The following is a 26,313-nucleotide window of genomic DNA, read 5'->3' as shown; positions in this document are numbered from 1 at the left end:
TCGGCGCAGTAACGCTCAGGTCTACCGCCAGAACCCCAAGGAGAAGCCCACGTTCGAGTAGCGCCGCGCCAAATCGAACGAGGCACTCACCGCCCAGTCTTCCCAGTACCGGAACAGGAACACCTCGAACCCGCCCGTGAGGTGTGGCCGGGGCACCTGTCCATTGAAGGCCGAGGGCTCCACGAAGATCCCCAGCCGCGTGCGCACCCGGCCCGGCCACGAGTCGTGCTCGGCTCCCAGGTGCGGCTGGAACAGCGTCGTGCGTCCCACCGGCTCCGGCTCTCCGAACGCCGTCACCGAGCGCAGGGCCACCCCGTTCTCCACACTCGAGATCAAATCCACCTGCGCCGACACCAGGAAGTTCCCCGCAGGCGCGTCCGGTGACTCCTCGGCGGGCACATAATGCGCCCCCGCTGCGATGAGCTGCCGCCGCGCCGCCGGAGACAGCCGGTTGTAGCGCTCCGCCCCCTCTCCGAAGCGATAGCTCACCCCCAGCGACAGCGTCGCCGGAGCCACCACCGCCGAGTAGATGGGCCGCCCCGCCAGCACTGGCTCCTGGCCCTCCTTCTGCCTCCAGCCGCCCACCACCTGCGGCCGCACGGCAATCCCCACCCGGTAGGGCCTCCCCTGCGGCCGGAAGAGCAGGTCCAGCGAGATGCCCGTGCCCCCGTACTCCCACTTCTCCTTGCCCTGGCTCAGCGCCGCCAGCGCCGTGTAGATGCCCAGCGAGACGATGAACTCGTCCTGCCCCAGCGCCAGCGCCCCCGCCAGCGCCGACTGTGTCACCTCCACGCTGATGGTGTCGTTCTCCAAGCACGCCTCCGTGGCGCAGTAGTTCACCGTGCGCCTCCGCAGGAATGTGCCCAGGCCGTATTCCTTGTATTGCAGCAGCAGGCCGAACAGCAGCTGCGAGCTGCCGGGCGCCTCATCCGGCAGCCCATCGTTGTCCAGGTCCTGCCCGCGCCGCTTCGACAGCGGCACGTCCAACCACGACAGCGTCACCCCCACGTCCCAGTCCCGATCCAGCTGCGGCCCCCGGTGCGCCAGCGCGGCCAGGTTGCTCGCGAAGCCCGCCGTTCCCTCGGCGATGCCCGCGTACGCCCCGCCCATGCCCACCATGCGCGTGGAGCCCTGCAGCACCCCCGAGTTCACGTACAGCCGCTCCTGCCGGGGCTCTACCGGGGGCTCCTCCTCCTGGCCCCAGGCTCGGGGCGCCAGGGCCAGCACAGCGGTGAACGACAGCAGGGCCAAAGTGCGCATGAGAGACGGCTCTACGCGGGGGTTGAAGCCGTCACCTCGGCGAAGAGACCGTCCGCCGCCTCCGCCAGCTTCGTGTCCCTCCACGTCAGGCCTCCCGCATCATGCGTGACGAGCGCCAGCGTCACCTTGCGCCAGCGGATGTCGATGTCCGGGTGGTGGTCCGCCGCCTCCGCGGCCTGGGCCACCTTGTTCACGAAGGCGATGCCCGCCAGGAAGGTGGGCGCCTCGTAGGTGCGGCGGATCATCCCTCCCTCGTGCTTCCAGCCCGGGTGCTGGGTGAGGAAGGTCTGCAGCGCCTCGGCGGTGAGCAGCGTGCGGTCGTAGGCCATGGCGCCTTTCTACCTCCGTGCGGCTCGGAAAGGAGCAGGGAACACACCCGCTCCGTCACGGTGTCGTCGGCCGGACGCGGACTCGGGGCGTCAACGGTCCCGAGGAGGGCCCTGTCCACAGCAGGCTCCCCGAGGCGCTGGGGTTGGTCAGCTCGGTGTCCAGCATCTCCAGGAGGATGGAGCGCCGCTCCGGCGAGTACACCGCCACGGTCACGCGGTTGGCAAAGCCCACCGTGGAGACCGGCGACATGACGACGGGCACCACCCAGTTGCGCGGGCTGAACGGCTGAGGCGACAGCTGGAAGTTCTGTCCCAGCGGCAGCGAGGCCTGCTCCGCAATGCCCGCCGCCGTCCACTCCAGCCGGCGCAGATCCGAGAACTGCTCGCCGAAGGAGAGCGGCGTCCCGACCCAGAGGACGCCCGGCTCGTAGCCCACCACCTTGCCGGTGAACGTCTGGCATGGATCGGCCGTGCGCACGATGCGCTCCCCTTCGAGCCGGTAGGAGCAGACCTGGGTGGTGAAGGAGTTGAACGGCTGCACGCCTCCGCTCGGTGGCGCGTGGGTGACGAGGCCCAACCGGTCTCCCGAGCGGACCAGCAGGCCGCTCAGGCCCGTGGTGCCCACTCTCTCGGACGTGACGGGCACCTGCACCGAGCTCGGGAAGCTCAGCGTCTGCGTCCCGTCATAGACGAAGCGGTCGAGCGCGGAGCTGCTCAGCATCAGCAGCTCGTTCTCCGTGGCCAGGAGGAACTCGGCGCTGCTCACGTTGGTGCTCCGGCTGGCCGTCAGCAGCAGCTCCGTCCCGGTGTCCACGTAGCGCTGCACCTGCGCGCTGGAGGCCACCCACACCACATCCCCGGCCACGGCCAGCCGCCCGCTGGTGAAGCCCTTCACCAGCTTGCCGTCCCGGAGGAACTGCAGATCACACAGCCACCCGCCGCGCTGGGTGCGCTCCAGCGAGGTGCACAGCGAGGGCAGGTTGAAGAGGGGAGCCTCGGCGGAGCGGTTCCTCGCGGCGTAGAGGTCCATCTGCTGGATGCCGCCCACCGGATCGAACGCGGCGAAGACGTGGTAGCGGCCCGGCTTGTCCGGGGTGAACTTCACGATGGCCAGCGCCGAGGTGGGATTGCCGAGCGTGGCCTGGCTCGCCACGGGCTGGTTGTCCGGGCCGTAGACCTCCACTGTGAGGGATTCGGGGGTCGTGTCGAACTGTTGGCCACAGGCGCTCACCGCCGAGGGAGCGACCTCCAGGCGCGCCGGCTCGCCCACCAGGATGACCCCGGGCTGCGCACCCGGGAAGACGCCGACCCCGCCGTCGAAGCACGGGGTGTCCGGGCACCCGGTGAGCCCCCACAGGACTCCCAGGAGGAGGAGGAAGCGGCAGGTCTTCAGCATGGAGGACTCCTCGGCCGCCCCTCCGGCCCGGGACGGGGCGGCAGCGGGAGATTCATACCCCGATTCGGCTCACGCGCGCTCTACCGCCCGCTTCCATTTGGCCAGATGCCGTTCACGCACCTCGGGCTTCATCTTCGGCTTGAAGGTGCGCTCGGCCTTCCACGCGCGGCGGATGGCCTCCGGGCTGCTCCACACCCCCGCGCCCAGGCCGCCCAGGAACGCTGCGCCCAGGCTCGTCGTCTCCAGGTTGCGCGGGCGCACCACCGGCGTGTCCAGCACGTCCGCCTGGTACTGCATCAGCAGGTTGTTGGCCGCTGCGCCCCCGTCCACCTTGAAGGAGGGAATGGCCCGCCCGCTGTCATGGCGCATCGCGTCCGCCAGGTCGCGGATCTGCAGCGCGATGCCCTCCAGCACCGCGCGCGCCAGGTGCGCCACCGTGGTGGAGCGGTCCATGCCCGCGAACAGGCCCCGCGCCTCGGGCCGCCAGTGCGGCGCGCCCAGGCCTGCCAGCGCCGGCACGAAGACCACGTCCCCCGAGTCCTTCACGCTCTGGGCGAGCCCCTCGATGTCCGGGGCGCGCTTGATGACCTTGAGCCCGTCCCGCAGCCACTGCACGGCGGCGCCCGCGATGAAGGAGCTGCCCTCCAGCGCATACGTGGTCCGCTCGCCCAGCCGCCACGCCACCGTCGTTAGCAGGCCCGCCGTGGAGCGCACCGGCGTCTCCCCCGTGTTCATCAGCAGGAAGGCGCCCGTGCCGTAGGTGCACTTGGACTCGCCGGGCTCGAAGCACGCTTGCCCGAAGAGGGCCGCCTGTTGGTCCCCCGCCATGCCGGACACGGGGATGCCGTCCGGCAGGCTCTTCATTCCGCGTGTGGTGCCGTACACCTCCGCCGAGCCGCGGATCTGCGGCAAGCACGCGGCCGGCACGCCCAGCAGCGAGCGCAGCTCGTCGTCCCACAGCATCGTGCGCAGGTCCATCAACAGCGTGCGGCTGGCGTTTGACACATCCGTGACATGGGCCTGGCCGCCGGTGAGCTTGTACACGAGCCACGTGTCGATGGTGCCGAAGCACACGTCGCCCTTCTCCGCGCGGGCCCGGGCGCCCTTGAGGTGTTCGAACATCCACGTCAGCTTGGTGCCGGAGAAGTACGGATCCAGCACCAGCCCCGTCACCTCGCGCACCCGCGGCTCCACGCCCTTGGCCTTGAGCTGCGCGCAGATGTCCGCCGTGCGCCGGTCCTGCCAGACGATGGCGTGCCCCAGCGGCTTGCCCGTACCCCGGTGCCACAGGCCCGTCGTCTCCCGCTGGTTGGTGATGCCCACCGCGGCGATGTCCGTGCCCTTCAGCCCCGCGTCCTTCAGGGCGCGGGAGATGCAGAACTCGCTGGAGGCCCAAATTTCCTCCAGGTCGTGCTCCACCCAGGACGGCTTGGGGAAGTGCTGGGTGAACTCGCGGTAGGCCTTGCCGGCCACCTGGAGCCGGGCATCGAGGATGGTGACGTGAGTCCCAGTGGTGCCCTGGTCGATCGCCAGGACATGCTTCGCCTTCGCCATGAATCCCTCCCCCGGCGTGTCGTGCCGGATGGGAGAAACCTTACCCGACCCATGGGGGTGGGCAGGCGCCTTCCAGCGGAGTAACCTGGGGAAAGTATGCCGTCCGTGCAGCAGCTCCGTCCCTTTGCCGAGGCCCCCCTGGAGGCCTTTCGGGCCGCTTCTGGCCCGGTGGCGCTCATCCAGCAGCCGCCGGAGCCCGTGCTCCAGCAGGTGGCGCTGCAGCTGGAGCAGGCCCGCACGGTGATGATGGTGAGCCGCACCCGGCTGGCCGAGCGCCTCCTGACGATGCTGCAGGGCTTCCAGCACCTGGAGGTGCACCTGCTCCAGCCCCGCGTGGACGGCGAGGAGTTCACCGTGGGGCGGATGGACACCTGCATGCTCATGGTGAAGGACCCGTCCGTCTCCAAGCTCCACGCCCGGCTGCGCTGGAGCGAGTCGCTGGGCGGGTGCCTGGTGCGGGACGCGGGCTCCATGAATGGCACCTTCGTCAACGCCGTGCTGCTCGCGCCCCACCAGGACCACCAGCTGCGAGACGGGGACGCGCTCTCGTTCGGCGATGCGCAGTTCCTCTACCTGCACACGGACACGTTGCACGCGCACCTGCGGCTTATCCAGGATCCTGTGTAAACCCAACCCGGAGGGAAGGGAGCGGGACGTCCCGCTTCCAGCGTTGCTAGAATGGCCTCCGGCTTGAACGACACTCCCGTCACCCCCTTCGGCAAGTACGAGCTGCTCGAGCGCCTCGGCATGGGGGGAATGGCCATTGTGTACCGTGCGCGCTACACGGCCGCGCCCGGCATCACCAAGCCCGTCGTCATCAAGAAGGTGCTGGACGTCTACGCCGAGAACCCCGCCTTCGTGGAGCTGTTCATCCACGAGGCCCGCATCTCGGTGGGGCTCAACCACGGCAACATCGTCCAGGTCTTCGACTTCGGTCAGGTCAATGGTGAGTACTTCCTGGCCATGGAGCTGGTGGAGGGCCAGCCGCTGTCGCGGGTGCTGAAGAAGGCCCAGGCGATGAACCTGTCCAAGCTGCCCGCACCGCTGGCGGTCAACATCGCCATCGAGATGTGCAAGGGCCTGCACCACGCCCACACGCGCGCGGATGAGAATGGGAGGCCGCTGGGGCTGGTCCACCGCGACATCTCTCCGGACAACGTCCTCATCAGCTACGACGGCCAGGTGAAGATCTCCGACTTCGGCGTGGCCAAGGCGAAGCTGGCCGGGCGCCCGGAGACCGAGGCGGGGATGGTGAAGGGCAAGTACCTCTACTTCTCGCCAGAGCAGGCGATGGGCGAGCAGCTCGATGCGCGCTCGGACGTGTATGCGGTGGGGGTGGTGCTCTTCAAGATGCTCTGTGGCCGCCTTCCGGTGGAGGGGCCCGAGATCGCGGTGATGCAGCGCATCGTCCAGGGGCGGCTCACCCCAGCGCTGCAGCTCAACCCGGACCTGGACCCGACGCTGGTGGACATCCTCGAGGAGGCCATGGCGTTCAAGCGGGACGACCGCATCCCCAGCGCCGAGGCCCTGCAGCACCAGCTCTCCCACTGGATGGCCACCAAGGCGCCGCATTTCCCGGCCCACACCCTGAAGCACATGATGGGCGTGCTGTACGAGGCCGAGCTCACCGCGCTGGGACGCCCCCCGCAGGTGGCCGAGCGCTTCCGTGAGCAGATGTCCCGGTGGAGCGCCACGCAGCGCTGGCGAGCGCTGGAGGAGCCGGCGCCCGAGCAGGCTTCGGCGGACGGGGGGCCTTCCGTGCCCGAGGAGGTTCCCTCCGTCGACGCGACGAAGCCAGAGAGCGGAGGGGTGACGGCGGAGGGCACCGGTACGGTGGTCACCGCGACCGTCGCGAACGGCCAAGTGGGGCTGCCGGGGCTGAAGACCCGGTACTTCTGGATCGTCGGCGTGGTGGCGGTGGCGTTGGTGGGGGGGGTGTTGGGCTTCCTCTGGAAGGCGCGGGTTCCGCCACTGGAGGTGTTCTCCACGCCGCTCGGCGCCCAGGTCATCGTGGATGGCGTGCCCAAGGGGACCACGCCTCTGAAGCTCGAGGGCGTGGGCCGCAAGGCGCCGCACACGGTGGAGCTGAGCCTCAAGGGCATGCGGCCGTGGAGCCAGCAATTCGAGGCGGGGGCGCTGGCCACTCGGCTCGATGTGACGTTGGAGCCCATTCCGCCACCCCCGGTTCCGGCTCCAGAGCCGGCCTCGGCTCCTGTCACCCCGGTGGCTGCTGCTGTGGCACAGTCGGCGTCTCTCGTGGGGGAGTCCTTTGCCACGCGCTTTGGCACGGAGCAGGTGCCCGCTCGCTTCACGCTGGAGGAGAAGTGGCACTCCTTCAGCACGACGTCTCGCTCGCTCCAGCAGGCCCTGGATCCGGCGCAGAGCTACACCGTCTGGATGTCCGGCTCCTATACGGGAGACGCGCCCATCTCGGAGCAGGATCTCCGGCAGGGCATGAGCCTGTTCTCGGCCCGCTCGGTCCAGGTCTTCGTGTTCCTGGAGGGCGAGGGCATCCCCGACGCGGAGCGGCTCTTCATGGCCACGCCTCGGCCGCATGCGCTCCCGAAGGCCCGGAAGCTGCACGCCTTCGTCCTCGTGGGCATCACCTCCGAGAAGAACGTGGACCGGAACCTCACCCTCCACGTGCGCGACAACGCCACCAAGGCCGTGCAGCACCTCAAGCTGGAGTCTCGCCGCTTCGCGCACCAGGTGGCGCTGGAGAACCGGTACTCGGTCCGGAAGCTCGACCCCGAGAGCTGGTACGCCGTGGATTTCCTGCCCCGGGAGGGCGTCCCTTCGAGCGCTGTGGCCGTCCTGGTCGTCCCCACGAAGACGGGGAAGATCCAGGTGAACGGCCAGCTCACCGGAGAGCTCCGGTACGCGCTCAGGCCGGGCCGCTACACGCTGCAGGGGGCCCGGGAGCTGTGGTTCGCGCTCCCGCGCTCGGAGGAGGACGGGCAGGCCCAGATGGAGGTGTCCGTCACCGCCATTCCCCCGCCGCCGCCCGCGCCCCCCGTGGACGTGAGGGAAGTGACGCCCGAGGAGGCGGGGGCCGTCATCGAGGAGATGGGGCCGGGGCACTAGCCTCGCCGTACCCTGTCAGCTCCACGTAGCCGCGCCCGGTGATGGGCTGTCCCGCGCGTGTTCCTTGAATGCGCACGGCGCCTTCCCAGTACTGCACCGTCACCGGCAGCTCCTGGTCTGCCTGGGCGGGCGTCACCTCGAGCACGAGCTGCCTCGAAGGCACGGAGAGCCTCCAGCGCGCCGGGTATGGGGTGCCACTGCGCGGGCTGCGCCACGAGTCCAGCACCTCGATGCGCACCTCGTCGCGGGACAGGTGGATGGACTCGCCCTGAGCGGGGATGTCCACGCCCGCGCTGAACGGGTCCGCCGAGCCGTCCTTGAGGCGGAGCTGGTAATGCATGAACTCGCTGCCGTCGGAGAGCTGGAACGCGAACCAGTCCCAGCCCACCTGCTCGGCGCCGAGGGACTTCGTGCTCCACTCGCGATCCATCCAGCTGTCGCCCGTCACCTCGTGGGTGCGCCCATCCACCGTCACCGTGCCGCGCGTGGGCATCCGCGTGAGCGAGTAGTAATAGGAGGCGTTGCCCTCTCCCGCCGTCTTCTGGCTCAGCCCTCGGTCGCCCTGGAGCACGGGCGGCTTGCCCTCCTCCAGCACCAGTGACAGCGCCACACCGCCGGACTCCGCCGACAGCTTCATGGGGAAGACGCCGGGCCCGGAACTCTCGGCCTTCCAGTCCTCGAGCCACACCTGGAAGGGCTGCGACTGGGCGCCCGCGAGCCCCACCGCCGCCCGGCTGAAGCGCTCGAAGGCGTGGAAGCGTCCAGCGCCGATGTCCGAGAGCGCGAAGTGCCCCATGTAGACCTCGCGCGCGCCCCACTCGGAGTCGCGCGGGGCCTCGCGGGGCGCCAGCGCGTTGCGGAACAGCGTGAGCTGGTAGCCGAAGGCGTGCCCATCCGCCGTCTCCAGGTGACCCGTCCAGTACCACCACTCGGTGCGGAACTCCGGGTGGGGGCCGTGGTCCTCGGGGAAGTGGAACGCGCGAGGCCCGGAGGCGCGTGCGAAGCCCTCGGTTCCTCCGGTGCCCCCGAGTGCCTCTGCCACCGTGAGCCGTGTCCGCTGCGGCTCGGCGGCGGTGTCCTCGCGCGTGACGAGCCAGGCCCCGGCCGCGAGCGCCACCAGCACTCCCGCCACTCCCAGCGCCAGTGCCTTTCCGCCGCCCATGCCTTCACTCCTCCCGTAGCGCCAGCGCCGGGTTGGCCCGAGCCATTCGCCAGGCGGGATACAGCCCGGCGAGCGCGGCGGCCACCAGTGCCAGGAGCAGCGCCTGCCCCAGAATCGAGGGCGTCACCGCGAGCTGCAGCGTCCACCCGAATGAGCGCTGGTTGATGACGTAGACGAGGATGGCTGCGAGCCCCACGCCCAGTGGCAGGGCGAAGAGGCCCGCCAGCAGCCCCAGAAGTCCCGTCTGGAGCGAGACGAGCCCCCAGAGCTGGCCCGGAGTCAGTCCCATGGCTCGGAGCACGGCGAACTCCCGCGCCCGCTCCAGCTGCAGCGCCATGAGCGCGCTGAGCACGCCGATGAATGCCACACCGATGGCCAGGAGCCGGAGGACGTGGGTGATGGTGAAGGTGCGGTCGAACACCTCCAGCGAGCCCTCGCGCAGCGCGCGGTTGGGGCGGACGTTCAGCGTCTGCCGATCTCCTGTCCGCTCCAGCACCCGTGCCACGAGCGCATCGACGTCCTGGCCCGGCGCGGCGTAGAGCGCCAGCCCGCTCACCTCCCGGTCATCGAAATACTCATTATATGTAGCGCGGGGCATGAGCACCGTGCCGGTGTCCGACCCATAGTCGAAGTACACGCCCGCGACGCGGAAGTCCCGAGGCCCCTTGTCCGTGGGCAGCCGCACCGTGTCTCCCCGGTGGACGTTCCGGTGGTAGCTGAAGGGCTCGGAGACGAGCAGGGTGCCGGGGGCCTCCAGCTCACGCCAAATGGCGGTGGGGTCTCCGTCCTTGAAGCGATAGGGGCGCTCGGGGCCCTGAGCAAACTCCACCGCGAGCACATCCGTCGGCAAGCCATCCACGGTCAGCTGCACCACGCGGATGGTGGAGCTCGCGGCGACACCGGGCGTGGCGCGCAGGTGCTCCACGAGGCCGGGCACGAATGCGGAATAACCGCGCCGGGCGATGAGCGAGGGCGGAGAGATGAAGACATCCGCCTGGAGCGAGGACTCCAGCCAGGAGACGACGGTGCCTCGGAAGCTCGCGACCATGAGGCCCACGCCCACGGTGGTGGCCACGGCAATCATGAGAGCGGCCAGGGCCACGGCGGTCCGGCTGAGGCTCGCCCTCACGCCTCGCGCGGCCATGCGCCCGAGCATCCCGAACCCCGCTCCGAGCGGGCCTGCGGACGCCAGCGCCAGCCGCTCCGTGGTCCAGGGCACCAGCAGCGCCGTGCCGAGCAGCACCGCGAAGAGCCCCGCATACGCTGGAGGCAGGGCATGCGTGGGCAGCGCCAGCAGTCCTCCTCCGAGCCCGAGCAGTCCCAACCCCAGGAGCGCCAGCCGGGGCGCACGGCTCCGGGCCACATCTTCCACGGTGGAGCGGCGCATCGTGGTGACGGGGGTCGAGCGCGCGGCCTCCCAGGCCGGCATCAGCGCGGCGACGACCGTGGCCCCCAGCCCCAGCCCCAGGCCTTTGACGAGCGTCCAGGGCTCCAGCGACAGCCGCCGCACGCTCACGACGAAGTAGAGATCATTGATCGTCTGCGTGACGAGGCCCACGAGGCCTCGCCCCAGCATGATGCCGAGCAGCAGCCCCGCCGCCGTGCCCACCGCGCCGAGCAGCGCGGCCTCGCCGAGCACCACGGTGAACAGCTCGCCCCGGGTGACGCCGAGCGCCCGCAGCCGCCCGAGCAACCCGCGCCGCTGCACCACGGAGAACGTCATGGTGTTGTAGATGAGGAACATGCCCACCACGAGCGCCAGCAGCGACAGGGCAGTGAGGTTGGTGCGGAAGGCGCGGGTCATCTGATCCACGGTCGAGCCCCGAGCCGAGGGACGCACCACCTCCACGCCGGGAGGCAGCCACGCCTGGAGCGGCGCCAGCTCCGCCTCGCTGTCGAGCCGCAGGTCGATGCGCGAGAGCCGTCCCGTGCGTCCGAGCAGTTCCTGGGCGGTGGACACATCCGTGAGCACCAGTCCCTCCATCGCACGGGCGGTGCGTTCATCCGGAGGCGTGAGGAGCAGCACCACCTTGAGAGAGCGAGTCAGTCCCCCCACGCCCACCTCGAAGGAGTCCCCCACGCCCACGCCGAGCAGGCGCGCCGTGGCGGCCGGGAGAATCACCGTCCCCGGCTCGGTGAGGAGCGCATCCATCGTCCCCGAGCCGCCTCCACGCACGTAGGGCCTGAACGGAGCCTCCGCGAACGGATCCACTCCGAGCACGGTGAGAGGCCGCCGATCACCCCGCAGCGCCCGCACGGAGCCCTCCACCACGGGAGCCGCCAACGGAGCTCCCGGGCGCATCCGCAGCTCGCGGTACAGCGAGTCCGGCAGGCCCGTGGCGCCCCCCACGAGCTGGTGCGTGGCGCGGCCCGACACCGTCTCCGTGGACTGCTCGAAAGCGCGCAGGGCGCTGCTGCTCGCCAGATCGATGGACACCACCACCGCCACGCCCAGCGCGATGCCCAGCAACGACAGCGCGGTGAGCCACGGGTGCTTTCCCAGGTGGCGGGCGCTCGCGAGGGTCAGCAGGCGGTGGCTCACGGCTTCACCCGCCGCTCATGGAGCCGGCCCGCCTCCATCACGAAGATGCGGTCCGCGAGCGCAGCCAGGTCCGGGTCATGCGTCACTACGAACGCGCAGGCGTTGTCCCGGCGGATGCCCCCCACCAGCAGATCCAGCACCTGCCGGCCCGTCTGCTCATCCAGGTTGCCCGTGGGCTCGTCCGCCAACAGCAGGGGTGGGGCATGAGCCAGGGCCCTCGCCACCGCCACGCGTTGCTGCTCGCCGCCGGAGAGCCGGTCCGGGAAGCTGCGCTCCCGCCCGCCGAGCCCCACCTGCCCGAGCAACTCCCGCACCCGCTCGTCCGCCGCCGTGCCGGTGCGCCCCGTCAGCTCCAGCGGCAGCCGCACGTTCTCCTCCACCGTCAGCGTGGGCAGCAGGTTGAAGGCCTGGAACACGAAGCCGATGCGCTCGCGGCGCAGCAAGGTGCGCTCACGCTCGCTCAGGCGGCTCAGCTCCCGGCCCTCCACCGTCACCGTGCCGCGCGTCGGCAGATCAATCCCGCTGATGAGGTTGAGCAGGGTGGACTTGCCCGAGCCACTGCGGCCGAGCAGCACCACGAACTCGCCCCGGTGCAGGGACAGGCTCGCGCCCGTGAGCACCTCGCGGAGGGCCTCGCCTTCGGCGTAGGTCTTGGAGACGTCATGCAGCTCGACGAGCGGAGCGGAGGCAGGAGAGGTCATTCGGAGCCAGGAGCTGGCTCACTCATATAAGGATGCCCGAAGCCGAGCCACGTTCCTCTTCGTCGCCCCACGGCTGCCGCAGCCCATCCAGGAAGTCACCAGCCGCCGCGGCCATCCGGGGCCCGCCCTTGTCCCGAGGGATGATGTGGTAGCCCTCCTGGAGCGACAGCATCCGGACCTCCGGGGCACCGGTGAGCTGCGAGGCCAGCCACTGTCCGCCGGCTGGATCCACCACGTGGTCCTGCTCGGCCACCACCACCAGGGTGGGGCAGCGCACGAGGTGCGCATCCCGCAGGGACGTCTCCTGAAGGGCCCACAAGTCCTTCAGCCGGGCGATGGGGAAGGCCGGGAGGATGGGCGCCTCGGCCAGCGCCACCGGATCACTCAGGTCCGTGGCCGACTTGCGCACCCACGGGACAATCCGCTCCAGCAGCCCGGTGTTCCGCAGGCTCTTGAGGAGCGCCATCTTCGGCCCCTTGAAGCGTGCGGCGGGGGCAATCAGCACCAGCCCCTTCACCACCTCGGGGCGCAGGGCCGACATCCGCAGCCCCAGCAGGGCACCCATGGACAGGCCCGCCACGAACACCCGGCGGAAGCCGCGCAGCGCGTCCAAGGCCTCCAGCGCCGCGGCCTCCCAGCGGCGATGATCCGCCTCCAGCATGGCCTCCGGCGTCGTGCCATGGCCGGGCAGCCGAGGCGCCGTCACATACAGCCCCCGCGCCGCGAGCGCCTCCCCGAGCGGCCGCATCTCCCACGGACTTCCCGTGAAACCATGTAACAACAGACAGGCGTCCTCGCCGTGTCCCAGCTCGAAAGGTGCGGTCTTCCAGGTGTCCATCCAGCGGCCGAGCGCGTTCACACAGGAACGCTAGTCACGATAACCCCAAAGCGTTATTCCCACTGCACGATGCCAGACACTCCCAAGCCTGCTGCCCCGTCGCTCCAGATTCAACTCGATGAAGAGGTGGCCCAGGGCCGCTACGCCAACATGGCGATGGTGGACCACACCCAGACCGAGTTCACCCTGGACTTCATCTACGTCTACCCACAGCAGCCGCGGGCCAAGGTCTTCTCCCGCGTCATCACCAGTCCGCAGCACCTGAAGCGGCTGATGCTCGCCCTGCAGGAGAACCTCGCGCGCTACGAGGCCCAGTTCGGCACCATCCAGCTCCGCGAGGAAGAGCGCAAGCACTGAGGCCCGCCATGTCCGCTCCTGTGTCCGGCCGCGTCACGCAGGGCTCCTTCTTCGAGGGGCTGTTCGTTCGCGCGCTCGGAGCGGAAGGTGCCTTCGCGGATGCGCTGAGGGCGGTGGGGGTGGACGTGCGGCGCATTCAGCCGGGCTACCCCATCGAGGTCTGGAACGAAGCCCTCGAGGTGGCATGGAAGCAGTGCTTTGCCCACCTCGACCGTGAGTCGGCCTACCGCGAGCTGGGGCGGCAGATGGCGTACGGCTTCGCGAGGACCTTGGTAGGACGGGTGGTGGACGTGAGCCTGCCGCTGTTGGGGCCGGAGCGCTTCGTCCAGCGCATCCCCAGCCTGAACAAGCTGGACTCGTACGAGTACCAGGTGCGGGTGGAGCCGCTGGGCGAGCGGCACTTCCGCGTCCACTACTGGAATGATCCGGACGCGAAGCCGGACTTCATGGCGGGGTTGTTCGAGGTGGGCCTGCGCAAGACGGGCGTCCAGCCCGTGGTGACGGTGACGAAGCGCGAGCCCAAGGCCTTCGAGCTGGAGATGAGCTGGTGAGCCCGGCTCAGGAGTGCGGGCCGGACAGGTAGATGTCCACCTGCTTCTCCACCTCGTTCGCGAACCGGGGCTCCACGCGCTGGAGAATCTCCCATTCGAGGTCCAGGGCGCGGCTGAACACGGGCTTGGCGGGAGAGTAGGCCTCGCCGGGCACGTAGTTGGTGGCGCTGTCACTGCCGCGCTTGCCCGCATCCCCGTTGGCGATGCTCGGGTGCGCGGCCGTCCGTCCGCCCGTGGCCCACACCACCTGCTCGGCGCGCACGATGAAGCGGCCGTCCGAGCGGTACTGGCCCACGATGAGCACCTTGGACCAGCGGGCGGTGGTCTCCAGGTCCCCGTCGATCTTCCACTGAGTGCGCAGGGCGTTTTTGCCCCGGCTCGGGGCGAGCACGTAGCCGTGGTCGCGCAGCACGCCCTTCGCCGCATCCATGACGATCCGGGAGGGCTGCTCGTAGGCGATCTCCGCGCTGGCGCGCTCCAGCAGGGTGCGGCGCTCATTCCCGGTCGTGGCACAACCTGCGCCCAGGACGAGCAGGGCGCTCACGCTCAACACGAGCCCACATCTCATGGCTCCACCTCGCTCCTCTCCAGCGGTCAGCGCCGCGGTCCCCTGTTCACTCCCAGAGAACGTCTAGGGGGCACCGGGCATATCGGCTGAGAAAGTGCGGGCGTGAGACGGCCATGTGTCATCCGCCCGGCGTCCCAGCCTTGAGGCGAGGGGGAAGAGTGCTCGTAGTGCTGGCCACGAGACGCCGCCCGGCGCAGACTCGGGGTGCTTTGTACCGACTCTTGTTCTTCTTCATGTTGTTGCTGGCGCGCGAGGCCTCGGCCCGCTGTCTCGGGGACGGGGTGCAGGTGTTTCCCCGTCCCGGCGCCACGGTTCCCACCAACACCCGCCTCCTGCTGGAGGGCATCGGCACTGCGCGCGCCCTCGTGGCGGACCTGCCGGGAAAGACGATGCGCCTGCAGACCGAGGGGCACGAGGTCCGCGTGAAGGCCCAGCGCGGGTGGACCAGCGAGCTGGGCCGCGTCACCGTCGTGCTCAAGCCGGACGGGAAGCTGCTGCCGGACAAGACCTATACGCTGCGCCTGGATGACGCGCTGCCCGGCACGGTGAAGCTGCTCAACGGCACGGGCACGTCGCTGCCCGAGTGGCTCGCCGGCAAGGGGCCCGACAAGGTCGCGCCGACGTGGATCAAGCGCCCCGCCGTCTCCGAGGGCCTGGCCCGGCGCAGCGCGGAGGGCATCACCCGCTACGTGCGGCTGACCATGTCCATGCGCGAGGAGAGCCCCTCCTACCTGGTGGTGACGCTGACGCGCAAACAGGCCGGTGCGAGCTCGCAGCACTATGTGATTCCCGTGGTGAATGGCTCGGCGCTGCTGGGCCACGAGCCCTGCAGTGGCGCCTTCGGCTTCGAGGACGGCAAGAGCTACCGCGCGCGGGTGGAGGTGTTCGACTCCGCGGGCAACCTCGCGCCCCCGGTGCCTCCCATGGATTTCGAGGCGCCCACGGCGCCCGCGGAGAAATCAGAATGACGGTGGATGCGCAGAAGGTGGAGGGCCTGAAGCGGCAGATGGCGGACTTCATCCAGCAGCTCCAGGACGAGATCTGCTCCGCGCTGGAGCGGCTGGACGGGAAGGCGCGCTTCCACGAGGACCGGTGGGAGCGGCCGGGCGGTGGCGGCGGGCGCACGCGCGTGCTCGAGGAGGGCGCGGTGCTGGAGAAGGCAGGCGTGAACACCTCGGTGGTGTTCGGCGAGCTGGAGGAAGCCTTCGCCAAGCGGCTGCAGGGGGAGGGCCGCGAGTTCTGGGCCGGAGGGCTGTCGCTGGTGCTGCACCCGCGCAACCCGTATGTGCCCACGGTGCACGCGAACTACCGCTTCATCCACCAGGGCCCGAAGGCGTGGTTCGGGGGCGGCGCGGACCTGACGCCCTACTACCTCTTCGAGGAGGACGCGGTGCACTTCCACCGCACGCTGAAGGCCGCGTGCGACCGGCACGAGCCGTCCTACTACCCGCGCTTCAAGGCCACCTGTGACAAGTACTTCTACCTGCGCCACCGCGAGGAGACGCGCGGCGTGGGGGGCCTGTTCTTCGAGGACCTGGGCGGCGATCTGGAGAAGGAGTTCGAGTTCGTGAAGGACGCGGGCCGGGCCTTCCTGCCGGCGTACCTGCCCATCGCGGAGAAGCGCAAGGACACGCCCTACACGGAGGCGAACCGCTTCTGGCAGGAGGTGCGGCGCGGGCGCTACGTGGAGTTCAACCTCGTCTACGACCGGGGCACCCTCTTCGGGCTGGAGACGAAGGGGCGCACCGAGTCCATCCTCATGTCGATGCCGCCGCAGGTCCGCTGGCGCTACGAGTACCACCCGCAGCCCAACACCCACGAGGCGAAGCTCATCGAGGTGCTCCGCAACCCGCGCGACTGGGCCAGCGGCGGTTAGGGAGGGGAGGGGGCCGTGCAGTCTCTCGTCTGTCCACGCTGTGGCGCCACCCACGAGATTTCCGGACGCAAGCCCGGCGAGGCTTTCCCCTGCTCGTGCGGCGCGCCGCTGGTGGTGCCGACGCCCGCGCGCCGGGGCTGGGGCCGGAGGTGGGCGCTCATCCTGGGCGCGCTGATGCTGCCGTGCCTCCTGGTGGGCGGCGGGGGCGTGCTCCTCTACCTGAAGCGGATGCAGGAGCTGGAGAAGAGCGCGGACAACGCGTTCCGCACGGAGGCCAAGGCGGGCAGCGACCTGGGCACGGAGGCGCGCGTCAACGTCATCGCGTTGTGTGACGCCGTGCAGATGTACCGCAGCGAGAGCGGCCAGTTCCTGTCAGCGGGCCCCACGCCCAAGGAAGTGCCCAAGGGGGGCCAACCCGTTCCGTTCCCAGCGGATGAGGCCTTCCAGAAGCTCGGCTTCGCACCGGGCACGGCGGTCCGCTTCCAGTACCAGGTGGTGGTCAAGGAGGACCCGGTCGGGGAGCCCGAGGTGACCTGTTACGCCCGGGGTGATCAGGACGGGGACGGCCAGAATTCCGTCTACAGCGTGACACTGGACGTCAATGGGATGACCTCCCCGGTGCAGGTGGAGCGGGAAGACGAATGATCGGCCCCCCCTCTCGCAACTTGCCCGTTGGGTAGGCGAGAATGTGAGAGATGAGTCATGTTGGGGACATCGGCCGAGGTGGCGGGAGGCGTCCGTTCGGCGACGGCCCCCGTGGCGGACGCTCCCCAGCGGGTGAAGGCAGCTCCCCCACCAGCACCGGAGGAGGCGGTCTCTCGGAAGGCGGTCTCTCGGAAGGCGGTCTCCTGGAAGGCGGCCTCGAGGGCGGAGAAGGCACGGCGGAGGGAGGCGGCTCAGGGCTGGGGACGGGCCCAGGTTCTGGCCGCACAGGCGAGCGCCCCCGGTACGGCACCGGTGAGCGGCCTCGCATGGGCACCGCGGAGCGCCCGGCCTACCCCAATCAAGGACAGCCGCGGACGACCACCCGACCCGCGATGCCGGCCGCGTCCTTCGCGGATGCGCTGACCCCGGACCCGAGGGGCACCAAGACCTCTACCGCTCCCGAGACCCTGGTGATGCCGAAGGTGCAGACCCCGGAGCCATCCGCGACGCGGGGCGGCAGAACCCGGGAGATGCCCGCGCTCAAGGACGCTCCGGATCCGTCGGCGGAGAGCACTCGCATCGTCAAGCCGTCGGACCTCTTCGGCGCCAAGGCGCCCACCACGGCCAACCGGCCCGCGTTTCGTACCAGTCAGGTGAAAGGCCCGCTGCGCCCGGTGGAGGACCTGATCCCCAAGAACCTGAACAAGCTCGAGGACCAGGCGACGGTGGCCAAGCGCTTCGCCTCGGATCTGCCGCTGCTGAACCAGCAGGTGAGGCCGTCGGACTTGCCGCCTTCGGAGCGGGCCTTGCGCATGTGGGCCTTCTTCACCGCCTACGCCGAGGCCGCCGCAGGCCAGGAGCCCATGCCCGAGGGCCAGGAGCTCTTCGACAAGGCCCTGGAGAAGGAAGGCTTCGGCGAGTTCCGCGACAAGCACACAGGCCAGGACGGAGTGAAGGCCGGCAAGTGGGTGCTCCAGTCTGGGAGCCCTGAGGAGGCCAAGGAGCGCGCGGAGCAGGTGGAGCTCGAGCCGCCGCCGGAGGTGCTCCTCTCCGAGGCCGCCAAGGCGCAGAAGCAGCAGAAGGGGCAGGCGCCCGAGGCCGCCACGAAGCCGGAGGCCCAACAGAAGGCGCAGGCCCAGGAGGCCCCCGCCAAGACAGAGCAGACGCAAGCCCCCGAGACGCCGCACCCCACGGCAGACACGGCGACGCCCCAGGGCGCGGCCGACCTCTCGGAGATGGCCCAGCCTCAGGACTCCTCCCTGCGGCTCGAGGACCCACCGAGGACAGACTCGCTGCTCAACTCCTCGGAGATGAAGGACAGCGCCTTTGGCGAGGTGTCCGATCGCCAGCCAAAGCAGCGGACCAGCAACCCGTCCGAGTTTGTCCGGTTGAACCCCCAGCAAGCCAACGTGCCCCCGCCGGTGATTCAGCCCCCCCACCCGAACTTGCTGCGCCGCCCAGAGGACGAGGAGCAGCGGCCCGGCAATTTCGAGGAGGCCTGGAAGAAGCTCGGTGGCAGCTTCAAGCTGGGCGGAAACATGCTGTGGAACGTTCTCCACCGCATGCGCAATGGCGAGGATGACAGCGCCATTGAAAAGGAGAAGTGGAACCAGATCGCCTTTGCCGCCGTCCTGGCGTTCGTAGGGCTGATGCTGTTGGTCATCCTGGTGGTCAGCCTCTAGGCCGTCCTCCAGGAAACCGTTCCTGCTCGCGGACTTCTTGGGATTTCGGGGGCTTGTGTTAGGGTCCCCGGCTCATTGGCCACCGACGATCTCACCCTCGTCAAGCGCGTCCGCGGCGGAGACCAACGCGCCTTCAAGCTCCTCGTCGAGCGCTACCAGCGCAAGGTGTACGCCGTTGCGCTCGGAATGCTCAAGGACAAGGAGGAGGCGATGGACGTCTCCCAGGAGGCGTTCGTCAAGGTCTACAAGTACCTGGACCACTTCAAGGGTGACGCCTCGTTCTACACGTGGCTCTACCGCATCACCGTCAACATCTGCATCGACATCATCCGCAAGCGTGCGGGCGCGGGCGGCGAGGCCGTCGAGTTCGACGAGACGCTGCCCATGGATGTGTCTGAAGCCAATATCGGAGCGCTCGGGAGCCGGCTGGGCACCAACCCCCAGAAGAGCGCCCTGCGCCGCGAGCTGGCCGAGAAGATTCAGGAGGCGCTGGCCTCCGTCCCCGAGAAGCACCGCGCCATCCTGCTCCTTCGGGAAGTGGAGGGAATGTCCTACGAGGACCTGTCTCGCACCCTGGACATTCCCAAGGGCACGGTGATGAGCCGGCTGTTCCACGCCCGCGCCAAAGTTCAGAAAATCCTGAGTCAATACCTGGAGTTGGACGAGGCCAAGAGTGGGGTGGGCAGTGAGTAGACAGGCTTGGAATATCGGTGGGGCGCTCCCGTCATACAGAGACAGCCACCAACAACCAGGGTGAAGCCATGGCCGGAAATCCTGCGTGCGAGCGGTTCATCCCGCTCCTCTCTCCCTACATTGACGGGGAGGTGTCTCCTACCGAGCGCGTGAACATCGAGCGTCACCTCTCCGCCTGTAAGGTGTGCACGGGTCGCGCTGCGGACCTGCGCGCCGAGTCGGGCCTGCTGCGCGTAGGCCTGGACATGGCGGTGGACGAGGTGGACTTCAAGGACTTCGCCCAGAAGGTCATGGCGCGGGTGACGCCGGATCGGCCGCCGCTGCTCGAGCGGCTGCGCCTCTCGCTCTCGGAGATGTTCCTCTACCAGCGCACGGCGGTGTTCTCCTCGCTGGCCACCGCCGCGGTGGTACTGCTGGTGGCCATTCCGCTGCTGTGGGGGAACCGGGCTCCGGTGGGCTACGCCGGCGAGCGCATGAAGGTGCAGGCGGTGCGCTCCCTGGATCCGGCCCGGCTCGCCCCGGTGGTGATGGAGACGGATGACGGCAGCACCATCATCTGGACGGTGGAACAGGACGAGGAGCCGCCTCCGCACGACGCCACGCCCGCCCTGGGTAACGAGTCCCGGAGCGACGAGCAGGGGACGGATGAGGCGCCGCAGGGTGCCCTGAAGCCCAAGCCCCTTTCCCCGCAGCAGAAGGACCCGGCTCCCAAAGGAGGCTCCCTGTGAGAACGCAATTGGCTGCGGTGCTGACGGTGCTCGCGCTGGGGCTGACGCTCTCGCCGCTGGCGGCTCACGCGCAGGATCAAAAGGTGAAGATCCAGGTGGACGTGGTGCTCGTCTCCGACAAGAGCGACACGGTGGATCCGCCCGAGCTGGCGCAGATGAAGGAGAAGTTCCGCAAGCAGAACTTCAGCTTCACCTCCTTCAAGCGGCTGTCGCTGGAGACCGTCGAGCTCATCAAGGACAAGCCCACCGAGCTGCGGCTGCCCAATGGCGTCAACGCCACGCTGACGCTGCGGTCCCTCAAGGACAGCACCGCCACGGTGAGCGTGGTGATTCCCCGCTTGGCCGCCGTGGACGTGGAGCTCGGCAACCAGGGCGCCGTCTACCAGCGCGCGGGCAAGCACGTGGGCGGCGAGCTCATCCTCGCCCTCTCTCCGCCCGCCAAGTAGCGCCCAAGCGCCGCCAGGAGCTCTCTGTGAAGAGCTCCCAGCGAGAGGTGTTCTCCGAAAGGGGAGTCCGCGCTACACCGCGAGGATGTGCGGGTGCTGCTCGTTCCCGTCCTGCTGGGACTCGTCCTTGGTCGAAGTGCCGGGGAACGAGGTGGCCGCCGCGGACTGAGGCTCCGGCAGCCGGGCCGGCAGCAGGGGCTCCACGGGCGCGTTGATCTCCGTGCGCAGGCCCTGGAGCATCAAGTCAAAGGCCGCGTACGCGCGATCCACCAAGCCAATCGCCTGGGCGCGCAGCTCCTCCGTCAGCTCCAGCGAGCGCAGCCGCCGCTCCATCTCCTCCTCGAACACCTCGTGCTGCTGCTCCACCTGCACGTGGAAGTCCGAGAAGTAGCGCAGGCGCGGCCCGCAGCCCTTGGTGGAGACGACGATGGAGGTGCGCCCGAAGAAGATGTGGCTGGTGGCCTCCATGGTCAGCACCAGGGCAATGCGCAGCCGGTCATCCATCGGCCGGTATACCTCGGAGATGAGGGCGTAGGTGGCATCCCGCGTGGCCGTGTGCGCGCGGCCATACAGGGCACTCACCGACAGCTGCTTTCCCGTCAACTCCTGAATGTCCTCGAAGAACCAGCGGTCATGGCCCACCTCCTCCGAGCGGTGCTGGACGGCGAGCCGCTTCAGGCCGGGGTCCGAGATGAAGTGGGCATTGAGCCGCAGCACGTCCTGGAACGTCATGACCCAGAACGCCAAGCGTGGCGCGAAGGCCATGATCTGTTCGACCGGCCGATCCTGTTTCAGATCTTCAAAAAAGGGGTGGCTGGCAAAAGCGGCCTGCCGTGCTGCGATGTGCTCCAGGACGACCTTCATGGCTTCCTCCCGACCATGCTGATGATAACGCCCGACCCACCGGATCAAAACGGCCGAGGTTTCTGCTTAGCCAACCGACCTGGCGAGTTGCTCTACCAAGCGATGTTATACGTGCAGGAAGAGTCTCCTCTTCGACGACAAGTCTTCGGATCGTGCTCAATCCGCACCCAGAGCGCGTCCTTGGGGCGGAACCGGTCGCAGATCGCCTCGATGAGGCCGAGGTCGAGGTCGCACGGATAAGGGTTGTCACACACCATTCGCGCGCTGCGTCGATCCGACTGCTCGTAGTGGTACCCACCGATGGGGTCCGGCCCCCGGTGGTTCATGTGGTAGGCAACATCGATGGAGCGCAGTCCCTTCTCCAAGGAGTCCATGTCCGAGGGGAAGTGGGCGTTCTCCGGGATCTTCCTGCCAATGGCCCGGACCGTGCTGGGGCCGATCTTCTCGAAGATGAGGCGGAAGGAATTCAGCAGGGCCGTCATCGGGTACCAGACGTCGGCCTTCAAGGGAGAGATGCCGAACTCGGCCAGGATGCGGAGCGCACGCGCCTGGACGACCTCCATCCCGCCCACGATGGCGAGAATGGACTGACCGACGACCTGGGAGTTCGCGAAGGGATCACTCGTACCGGGCTCGGCCTTGGGCGGGCGCGTATTCAGGTCCATCGTTCTGGCACCTCGGGGATCCCCCTACTTCCATTGAATCGGCTAAAGCCGCCAAAAGCAAATTGTCCGTGCTGGAAGTGGCCCTGACCTAAGACAGGTGACGCGCTGCGGCGACACATGTCTTTGTAACAACATGTACACCGGTCGACGTTCCCTCGTCCGCAGGGCTGAGGTGAGCCAGTCATTCGTTCCGATCATCGGCGCGATTCTGAAAAAACGACAGCCGTTTCAGGGGGCGCCTGATCCTTTCGGCGGGAGCATACCTCCAAAAATCGGGGGTTTGCCACGCGGCATGGGGGTTGCTCTAGGAGTCTGCGCAGGGCGGCGGCGGGTCGGGTGGTCGAGTACGGCACAAGCAACCAGCACATCAGGGAGACAAGACCATGGCAAAGGCTCAGCGGCGTGATCAGGTGAAGCAGCAGCGGAAGGCGCGGCAGACGAAGGCGGTGAAGGGGACGCTGAAGGCAGCTCAGCCGGGGAACAAGGTGCAGGTGACGCTGGGTGACCTCATCGCCGCGGCCTTCGATGCGGTGGGTGGCGAGGTGAAGAAGGTGGCGCGGGTGGTGTCCTCTCCGGCGATGACGCTGGCGACGGGCAAGCACATCGTCGTGGTGGGGTAAGGCGCGCCGGGTTGGGGTGTGGCGGGTTGGGGCGTGGCGGGTTGGGGCGTGGCGGGTTGGGGTGTGGCGGGTTGGGGTGTGGCGGGTTGGGGCGTCGTAGGTGTGGAGGCGTCGTGATTTGCGACGCCGTGGGTTGAGGCGTTGAGGGGAGTGTCCCCCTCTGGGGGCGAGGGCCTGTGGGAGGTAGGCGCCCGGGAGTGACATCGTGAGACGCATCTTGGTTCCCGGTAGCAATTGCTGGCTGCAGGCTGAAGCAGAGCAGGCGGGAATGCTCATTGACGCGCGCGACTACTACCGCGCGTTCTACCGGGCGGCCCGCCAGGCCAAGCAGTACATCGCCATCCTCGGATGGCAGTTCGACAGTGACGTGGCGCTGCTGCGCGGCGAGGACGCCCAGGGAGTGACGGGCGAGACGCGGATGCTTCCGCTGTTGCGCGAGCTGTGCCTCAACAATCCGGAGCTGCAGGTCCACATCCTCGCGTGGGACTTCAGCCTGCTGCTCGCGCTGGAGCGCGAGTGGATGCAGCAGCTGCTCTTCAACTGGCACAGCGAGCGGATCTCCTTCCGCTTCGATGCCTCTGCGCCGCTGTCGGGCGCGCACCATCAGAAGCTGGTCATCATCGACGGGCAGCTGGCCTTCACCGGAGGCATGGACATCTGCGACTGCCGCTGGGATGACCGGAGCCACCCGGCGCGCTCCTCACTGCGCTGCGACTCGGGGAGAGATCCGCACGGGCCGTACCATGACGTGCAGGCAGTGCTCAAAGGGCCCGTGGTCCGGCCGCTGGTGGAGCTGTTCGAGGCCCGGTGGTTCAACTCCGGCGGCGGTGCGCTGAATCTGCCCGAGCCGGTGGTGCGAGACGACGTGGAGGTGGAAGCCACGCTGCCGTTGCCTGCGGGGCCCGTGTCGCTCAGCCGCACATTCGGCAAGACGCTGGTGCCCTTCTGCCAGGAACCGGTGCAGGAGATCCGCGGGCTCTACCTGGACGCGATCCAGTCCGCCGAGCGTCTCATCTATATCGAGAACCAGTACTTCTCCTCGCGGGCCATCTTCCAGGCGCTGGTGCGCCGCATGCGAGACAAGACGCGGGGCCCTCTTCAGATTCTCTTCGTCCTTCCCCGGATGCCCGAGGCGCTGCGCGAGCAGCTGGCCATGGGTGTGGCCCAGGTGCGGATGCTGCGCGTGCTGCAGCGTGTCGCCCAGGAGAATGGCCATGCGCTGGGCGTGTACTGCTCGGCGTCTCCCGACGAGCAGGGACAGGACAGGTTCACCTATATCCACTCGAAGCTGATGATGGTGGACGACCGCTTCCTCACGGTGGGCTCGGCGAACACCACCAACCGCAGCATGGGGTTGGACTCGGAGCTGAACCTGGCCTGGGAGGCCCCCGAGGGCCCCGAGGGAGCGGCGCTGCGGCGCAGCCTCCGCCGGCTGAGGGTGAGCCTGCTGGCGGAGCACACCGGGCTGCAGGGCCGCGAGGTGGTGCGCGGGCTGGCGCGCGCGGAGCAGCTCGTGGCCTGGCTGGATGACGTGGCGGCTGGTGCCAAGCACCGCCTGCGGCTGCACCCGCTGGAGACAGTCTTCGACCAGAGCCCACTCCTCAAGCCGCTGGAGCCCGAGGAGCTCATCATTGATCCGGAGGACTCGCTGCTGGACCAGAGCTTCTTCGAGTCCCTGCAACAGGAGCAGGGCCTGTTCGCCACAGGCTTCCGGCTGCTCACGCGGTGGCTCATCGGTCTGCCTGAGCGCCCCCACCCCGCGAGCCTGCCGGCCGAGGCGCCCCGCGCGGAGCCGTGAGGCTGCTGTGGGGGCAGGGTAGGAGCCCGGGCGACGCCTGTCTGCTCGGCTGCTAGGCGAGGCGTGCCTACACCTGTTTCACAGTTGCGTTCCTTTGCGCAGCGCGAGGGATAGGTAGAGTGGCCGGGATGAACGCCGCCTCCTTCCTCGTCCTGCTCTCCGTTCTCAATCAGGCATCTCCTTATGAAGGAGGGTCTGCCACCGTGCAGGAGGTGCCCTCGGAGCAGACTGCCACGGGAGACTCCAGCTTCTTCTTCCATCTGGCGCTGGAAGCGGGGCCGCTGAGTCTGCCCTCGGGCACGCTGGGAGGCGGACAGGACATCTTCGCGCAGGCCCTGCCCATCGCGCGGGTGGAGCGCGGCGATAGCTTCACGCTCGAGCTGGGCGCGCCCCTGCGCTTCCGGCTGATCGACGCCGAGCCGAAGCAGGCCGCCCAGGACTTCAGCGGCCACCTGCGGCGCCAGGACTGGGACACCACGAGCGACTATGCCCAGGTCCTCCGCCTCCTGAGCATCGGCCGGGAGAAGGAGACCGTGGCCTATTTCTACGCGGGGCCTCTCTCCACCTTCCAACTGGGGGAGGGCCACCTGGTGGACCGGTATGACAACCAGCTTTCGCCCGATTACCACCCGGCGGGCGCCGTGCTCGAAGTCAACGTCGGTCCCACGCGGGTCGAGGTGGCCGCCAGTGACATCCTCTCCCCGCGCCTCTTCGCGGGCGAGCTGCGGCTGGACATCGGCCAGCTTGCCTCGACGAAGGCCGAGAACTTCGAGCGCTACTACGCGGTCGCCTCCGTCGCGCATGACTTCGGGAAGATTGGCGAGGAGAGCACCGAGTCCATCACCGCCGCGCTCCTGGGCGGCGCCGCCGCGCTCTACAAGGGAGAGAGCCTGCGGCTCTTCGCGATCGGCGGCGCGGGCTCGCGCGTGGACGTGGGCTCGCCGGACATCGGTGGCTTCGCTGGCTTCTCCATCAGCAACGGCGACCAGAGCGCGGTGAGCATCAGCGGCCGACTCGAGGGACGCTATCAAGGAGGCAGCTTCCGCTTCGGCCTCTTCGGGCCCTCGTATGAGCTGGCGCGCTACTCCTCCACCGGCCTCCACGAGCTGCCGCTCGCCGAGGAGCGCATGGACAAGAACCTCGCGGGCTTCGCCGAGCTGAAGATCGGCACGGGCAGTGGTGCGAAAGAGGACCTGTACATGTCCGCCAGCATCGCCGGAGAGCACTTCACCACCGGCCGCACCGACACGGATCTCACCCTGTCGCTTCAGCTCCCCGGAGCTCGGACGCTCGCCAACGCGCGCGTCATCGTCGTGGGCATCGGTACCCAGCCGCGCTACTCCGTCCACGCCGAGCTGCGTCAGCGCGTCCTCGACTGGCTCTACATCTGGGGCGCGGGCGGCACTGTCCACTTCCCGCAACCGGATGGCTCGCTGGCCAAGGGCTACACCGCCGGCGCTGGCGCGGGTGTCGACTTCAATCGCTGAGCCCCACCGAATGACTTGACTACAGCTGTAGTCAGCCGTACCTTCCTCGTGACTACAGCTGTAGTCAGCGGGAAGGGTCCATGAAGAAGGCCGTAGGAGAGCAAGAGCTGGCGGTGCTGCGGTACGTGGCCGAGCACGGCCCGGCAACCGTGGGCGAAGTGGCCGAGCGCTTCGGCGAGGCGCAGGGGCTGGCGCGCTCCACCATCCTCACGGTGATGGAGCGGCTGCGGAACAAGGGCCACCTCACCCGGCGCAAGGTGGACGGCATCTATCAATACAGCTCGATGGTGCCGGCCTCGGAGCTGCTGGCGGGCGTGGTGGGCGACTTCGTCCAACGCTCGCTCGCGGGCTCGCTGTCGCCGTTCGTTAACTATCTGGCCGAGGCCGAGGACGTCTCCGAGGAGGAGCTCCAACAGCTCCAGGACGTCGTGGCGCGGCTGAAGTCCCGGAAGCAGCAGAAGGAGTAA

26 protein-coding genes are annotated in these 26,313 nt (G+C 68.8%); 15 read left to right on the top strand and 11 right to left on the bottom strand.

Annotation, left to right across the window (positions count from 1 at the left end):
* Positions 1-21: 21 nt before the first annotated feature.
* The 4 genes from DB31_RS41565 to glpK form a co-directional block, all read right to left on the bottom strand.
* Positions 22-1,260 (bottom strand): hypothetical protein, encoded by a 1,239-nt coding sequence (locus DB31_RS41565; RefSeq protein WP_044198821.1) that lies wholly within the window; start codon positions 1,258-1,260, stop codon positions 22-24.
* A gap of 11 nt (positions 1,261-1,271) precedes the next feature.
* A complete protein-coding gene (locus DB31_RS41560) occupies positions 1,272-1,589 on the bottom strand; it encodes a 4a-hydroxytetrahydrobiopterin dehydratase (protein WP_044198819.1) in 318 nt (105 codons plus the stop codon).
* Positions 1,590-1,644: 55 nt separating this feature from the next.
* Positions 1,645-2,985, bottom strand: coding sequence for a cupredoxin domain-containing protein (locus DB31_RS41555; protein ID WP_044198817.1), 1,341 nt, complete (start codon positions 2,983-2,985; stop codon positions 1,645-1,647).
* Positions 2,986-3,054: 69 nt separating this feature from the next.
* Positions 3,055-4,539 (bottom strand): glycerol kinase GlpK, encoded by a 1,485-nt coding sequence (gene glpK, locus DB31_RS41550; protein WP_044198816.1) that lies wholly within the window; start codon positions 4,537-4,539, stop codon positions 3,055-3,057.
* A 96-nt stretch (positions 4,540-4,635) separates the two neighbouring features.
* Between glpK and DB31_RS41545 the strand changes: the two genes are divergently transcribed.
* Together DB31_RS41545 and DB31_RS45775 are read left to right on the top strand one after the other, a co-directional pair.
* Entirely contained in the window at positions 4,636-5,166 is a 531-nt protein-coding gene (locus DB31_RS41545) for an FHA domain-containing protein (RefSeq protein WP_044198814.1), read from the top strand.
* A 63-nt stretch (positions 5,167-5,229) separates the two neighbouring features.
* Entirely contained in the window at positions 5,230-7,623 is a 2,394-nt protein-coding gene (locus tag DB31_RS45775; RefSeq protein ID WP_169787166.1) for a serine/threonine protein kinase, read from the top strand.
* Here DB31_RS45775 and DB31_RS41535 read toward each other — a convergent pair.
* The 4 genes from DB31_RS41535 to DB31_RS41520 are packed head-to-tail and all read right to left on the bottom strand — an operon-like array spanning position 7,595 to position 12,866.
* Positions 7,595-8,785, bottom strand: coding sequence for a lipocalin-like domain-containing protein (locus tag DB31_RS41535; RefSeq protein ID WP_044198812.1), 1,191 nt, complete (start codon positions 8,783-8,785; stop codon positions 7,595-7,597). The two genes, DB31_RS45775 and DB31_RS41535, sit on opposite strands and share 29 nt — an antisense overlap.
* Before the next feature lie 4 nt (positions 8,786-8,789).
* On the bottom strand, positions 8,790-11,327 hold the full coding sequence (locus DB31_RS41530; protein WP_044198811.1) for an FtsX-like permease family protein: 2,538 nt from the start codon (positions 11,325-11,327) through the stop codon (positions 8,790-8,792).
* Positions 11,324-12,028 (bottom strand): ABC transporter ATP-binding protein, encoded by a 705-nt coding sequence (locus tag DB31_RS41525; RefSeq protein ID WP_044198810.1) that lies wholly within the window; start codon positions 12,026-12,028, stop codon positions 11,324-11,326. Before DB31_RS41525 ends, DB31_RS41530 begins: the two co-directional genes overlap by 4 nt.
* A gap of 22 nt (positions 12,029-12,050) precedes the next feature.
* A complete protein-coding gene (locus DB31_RS41520) occupies positions 12,051-12,866 on the bottom strand; it encodes an alpha/beta hydrolase (RefSeq protein ID WP_044198921.1) in 816 nt (271 codons plus the stop codon).
* Between the two features lie 69 nt (positions 12,867-12,935).
* On the opposite strand from DB31_RS41520, the gene DB31_RS41515 reads away from it, so the two are divergent.
* Complete coding sequence (locus DB31_RS41515; RefSeq protein ID WP_044198808.1) at positions 12,936-13,223, top strand: DUF3467 domain-containing protein; 288 nt, start codon at positions 12,936-12,938, stop codon at positions 13,221-13,223.
* Positions 13,224-13,231: 8 nt separating this feature from the next.
* A complete protein-coding gene (locus DB31_RS41510; protein ID WP_044198806.1) occupies positions 13,232-13,774 on the top strand; it encodes a DUF2378 family protein in 543 nt (180 codons plus the stop codon).
* Positions 13,775-13,781: 7 nt separating this feature from the next.
* Here DB31_RS41510 and DB31_RS41505 read toward each other — a convergent pair whose 3' ends face one another.
* Positions 13,782-14,342: a hypothetical protein gene (locus tag DB31_RS41505; protein ID WP_044198805.1), complete on the bottom strand. Its 561-nt coding sequence runs from the start codon at positions 14,340-14,342 to the stop codon at positions 13,782-13,784.
* A gap of 209 nt (positions 14,343-14,551) precedes the next feature.
* Between DB31_RS41505 and DB31_RS41500 the strand changes: the two genes are divergently transcribed.
* The 7 genes from DB31_RS41500 to DB31_RS41470 all read left to right on the top strand — a co-directional run bounded on the left by DB31_RS41500 (position 14,552) and on the right by DB31_RS41470 (position 20,412).
* Positions 14,552-15,310: a hypothetical protein gene (locus tag DB31_RS41500; protein ID WP_240487218.1), complete on the top strand. Its 759-nt coding sequence runs from the start codon at positions 14,552-14,554 to the stop codon at positions 15,308-15,310.
* Positions 15,307-16,218 (top strand): oxygen-dependent coproporphyrinogen oxidase, encoded by a 912-nt coding sequence (gene hemF, locus DB31_RS41495; protein WP_044198803.1) that lies wholly within the window; start codon positions 15,307-15,309, stop codon positions 16,216-16,218. The genes DB31_RS41500 and hemF overlap by 4 nt, the downstream gene beginning before the upstream one ends.
* Positions 16,219-16,233: 15 nt before the next feature.
* Positions 16,234-16,863, top strand: a complete 630-nt coding sequence (locus DB31_RS41490; RefSeq protein ID WP_338034358.1) for a paraquat-inducible protein A — start codon at positions 16,234-16,236, stop codon at positions 16,861-16,863.
* Positions 16,864-17,189: 326 nt separating this feature from the next.
* Complete coding sequence (locus DB31_RS45770; protein ID WP_052420660.1) at positions 17,190-18,545, top strand: hypothetical protein; 1,356 nt, start codon at positions 17,190-17,192, stop codon at positions 18,543-18,545.
* Positions 18,546-18,620: 75 nt separating this feature from the next.
* Positions 18,621-19,238 (top strand): RNA polymerase sigma factor, encoded by a 618-nt coding sequence (locus tag DB31_RS41480; RefSeq protein WP_044198802.1) that lies wholly within the window; start codon positions 18,621-18,623, stop codon positions 19,236-19,238.
* A 68-nt stretch (positions 19,239-19,306) separates the two neighbouring features.
* Positions 19,307-19,966, top strand: coding sequence for an anti-sigma factor family protein (locus DB31_RS41475; protein ID WP_044198801.1), 660 nt, complete (start codon positions 19,307-19,309; stop codon positions 19,964-19,966).
* Complete coding sequence (locus DB31_RS41470) at positions 19,963-20,412, top strand: hypothetical protein (protein WP_044198799.1); 450 nt, start codon at positions 19,963-19,965, stop codon at positions 20,410-20,412. Before DB31_RS41475 ends, DB31_RS41470 begins: the two co-directional genes overlap by 4 nt.
* A gap of 72 nt (positions 20,413-20,484) precedes the next feature.
* On the opposite strand, the gene DB31_RS41465 is transcribed toward DB31_RS41470, so the two are convergent.
* Together DB31_RS41465 and DB31_RS41460 are read right to left on the bottom strand one after the other, a co-directional pair.
* Positions 20,485-21,276: a hypothetical protein gene (locus tag DB31_RS41465; protein ID WP_240487216.1), complete on the bottom strand. Its 792-nt coding sequence runs from the start codon at positions 21,274-21,276 to the stop codon at positions 20,485-20,487.
* Positions 21,277-21,368: 92 nt separating this feature from the next.
* Positions 21,369-21,941 (bottom strand): hypothetical protein, encoded by a 573-nt coding sequence (locus DB31_RS41460; RefSeq protein ID WP_044198798.1) that lies wholly within the window; start codon positions 21,939-21,941, stop codon positions 21,369-21,371.
* Positions 21,942-22,324: 383 nt separating this feature from the next.
* Between DB31_RS41460 and DB31_RS41455 the strand changes: the two genes are divergently transcribed.
* From DB31_RS41455 to DB31_RS41440, 4 genes are all read left to right on the top strand, one after another.
* Complete coding sequence (locus DB31_RS41455) at positions 22,325-22,561, top strand: hypothetical protein (RefSeq protein WP_044198797.1); 237 nt, start codon at positions 22,325-22,327, stop codon at positions 22,559-22,561.
* 205 nt (positions 22,562-22,766) lie between these two features.
* Positions 22,767-24,359 carry a phospholipase D-like domain-containing protein gene (locus DB31_RS41450; RefSeq protein WP_044198794.1) on the top strand — a complete coding sequence of 531 codons (1,593 nt, stop codon included), beginning with the start codon at positions 22,767-22,769 and terminating at the stop codon, positions 24,357-24,359.
* 128 nt (positions 24,360-24,487) lie between these two features.
* Positions 24,488-25,846 carry a hypothetical protein gene (locus DB31_RS41445; protein WP_044198793.1) on the top strand — a complete coding sequence of 453 codons (1,359 nt, stop codon included), beginning with the start codon at positions 24,488-24,490 and terminating at the stop codon, positions 25,844-25,846.
* Positions 25,847-25,926: 80 nt separating this feature from the next.
* Positions 25,927-26,313, top strand: coding sequence for a BlaI/MecI/CopY family transcriptional regulator (locus tag DB31_RS41440; protein WP_044198791.1), 387 nt, complete (start codon positions 25,927-25,929; stop codon positions 26,311-26,313).

Source organism: Hyalangium minutum (genome assembly GCF_000737315.1).
Taxonomy (GTDB): Bacteria; Myxococcota; Myxococcia; order Myxococcales; family Myxococcaceae; genus Hyalangium; species Hyalangium minutum.
Note: the sequence above shows the minus strand (reverse complement) of the source record. Positions and strands in the feature narration are given on the sequence as shown.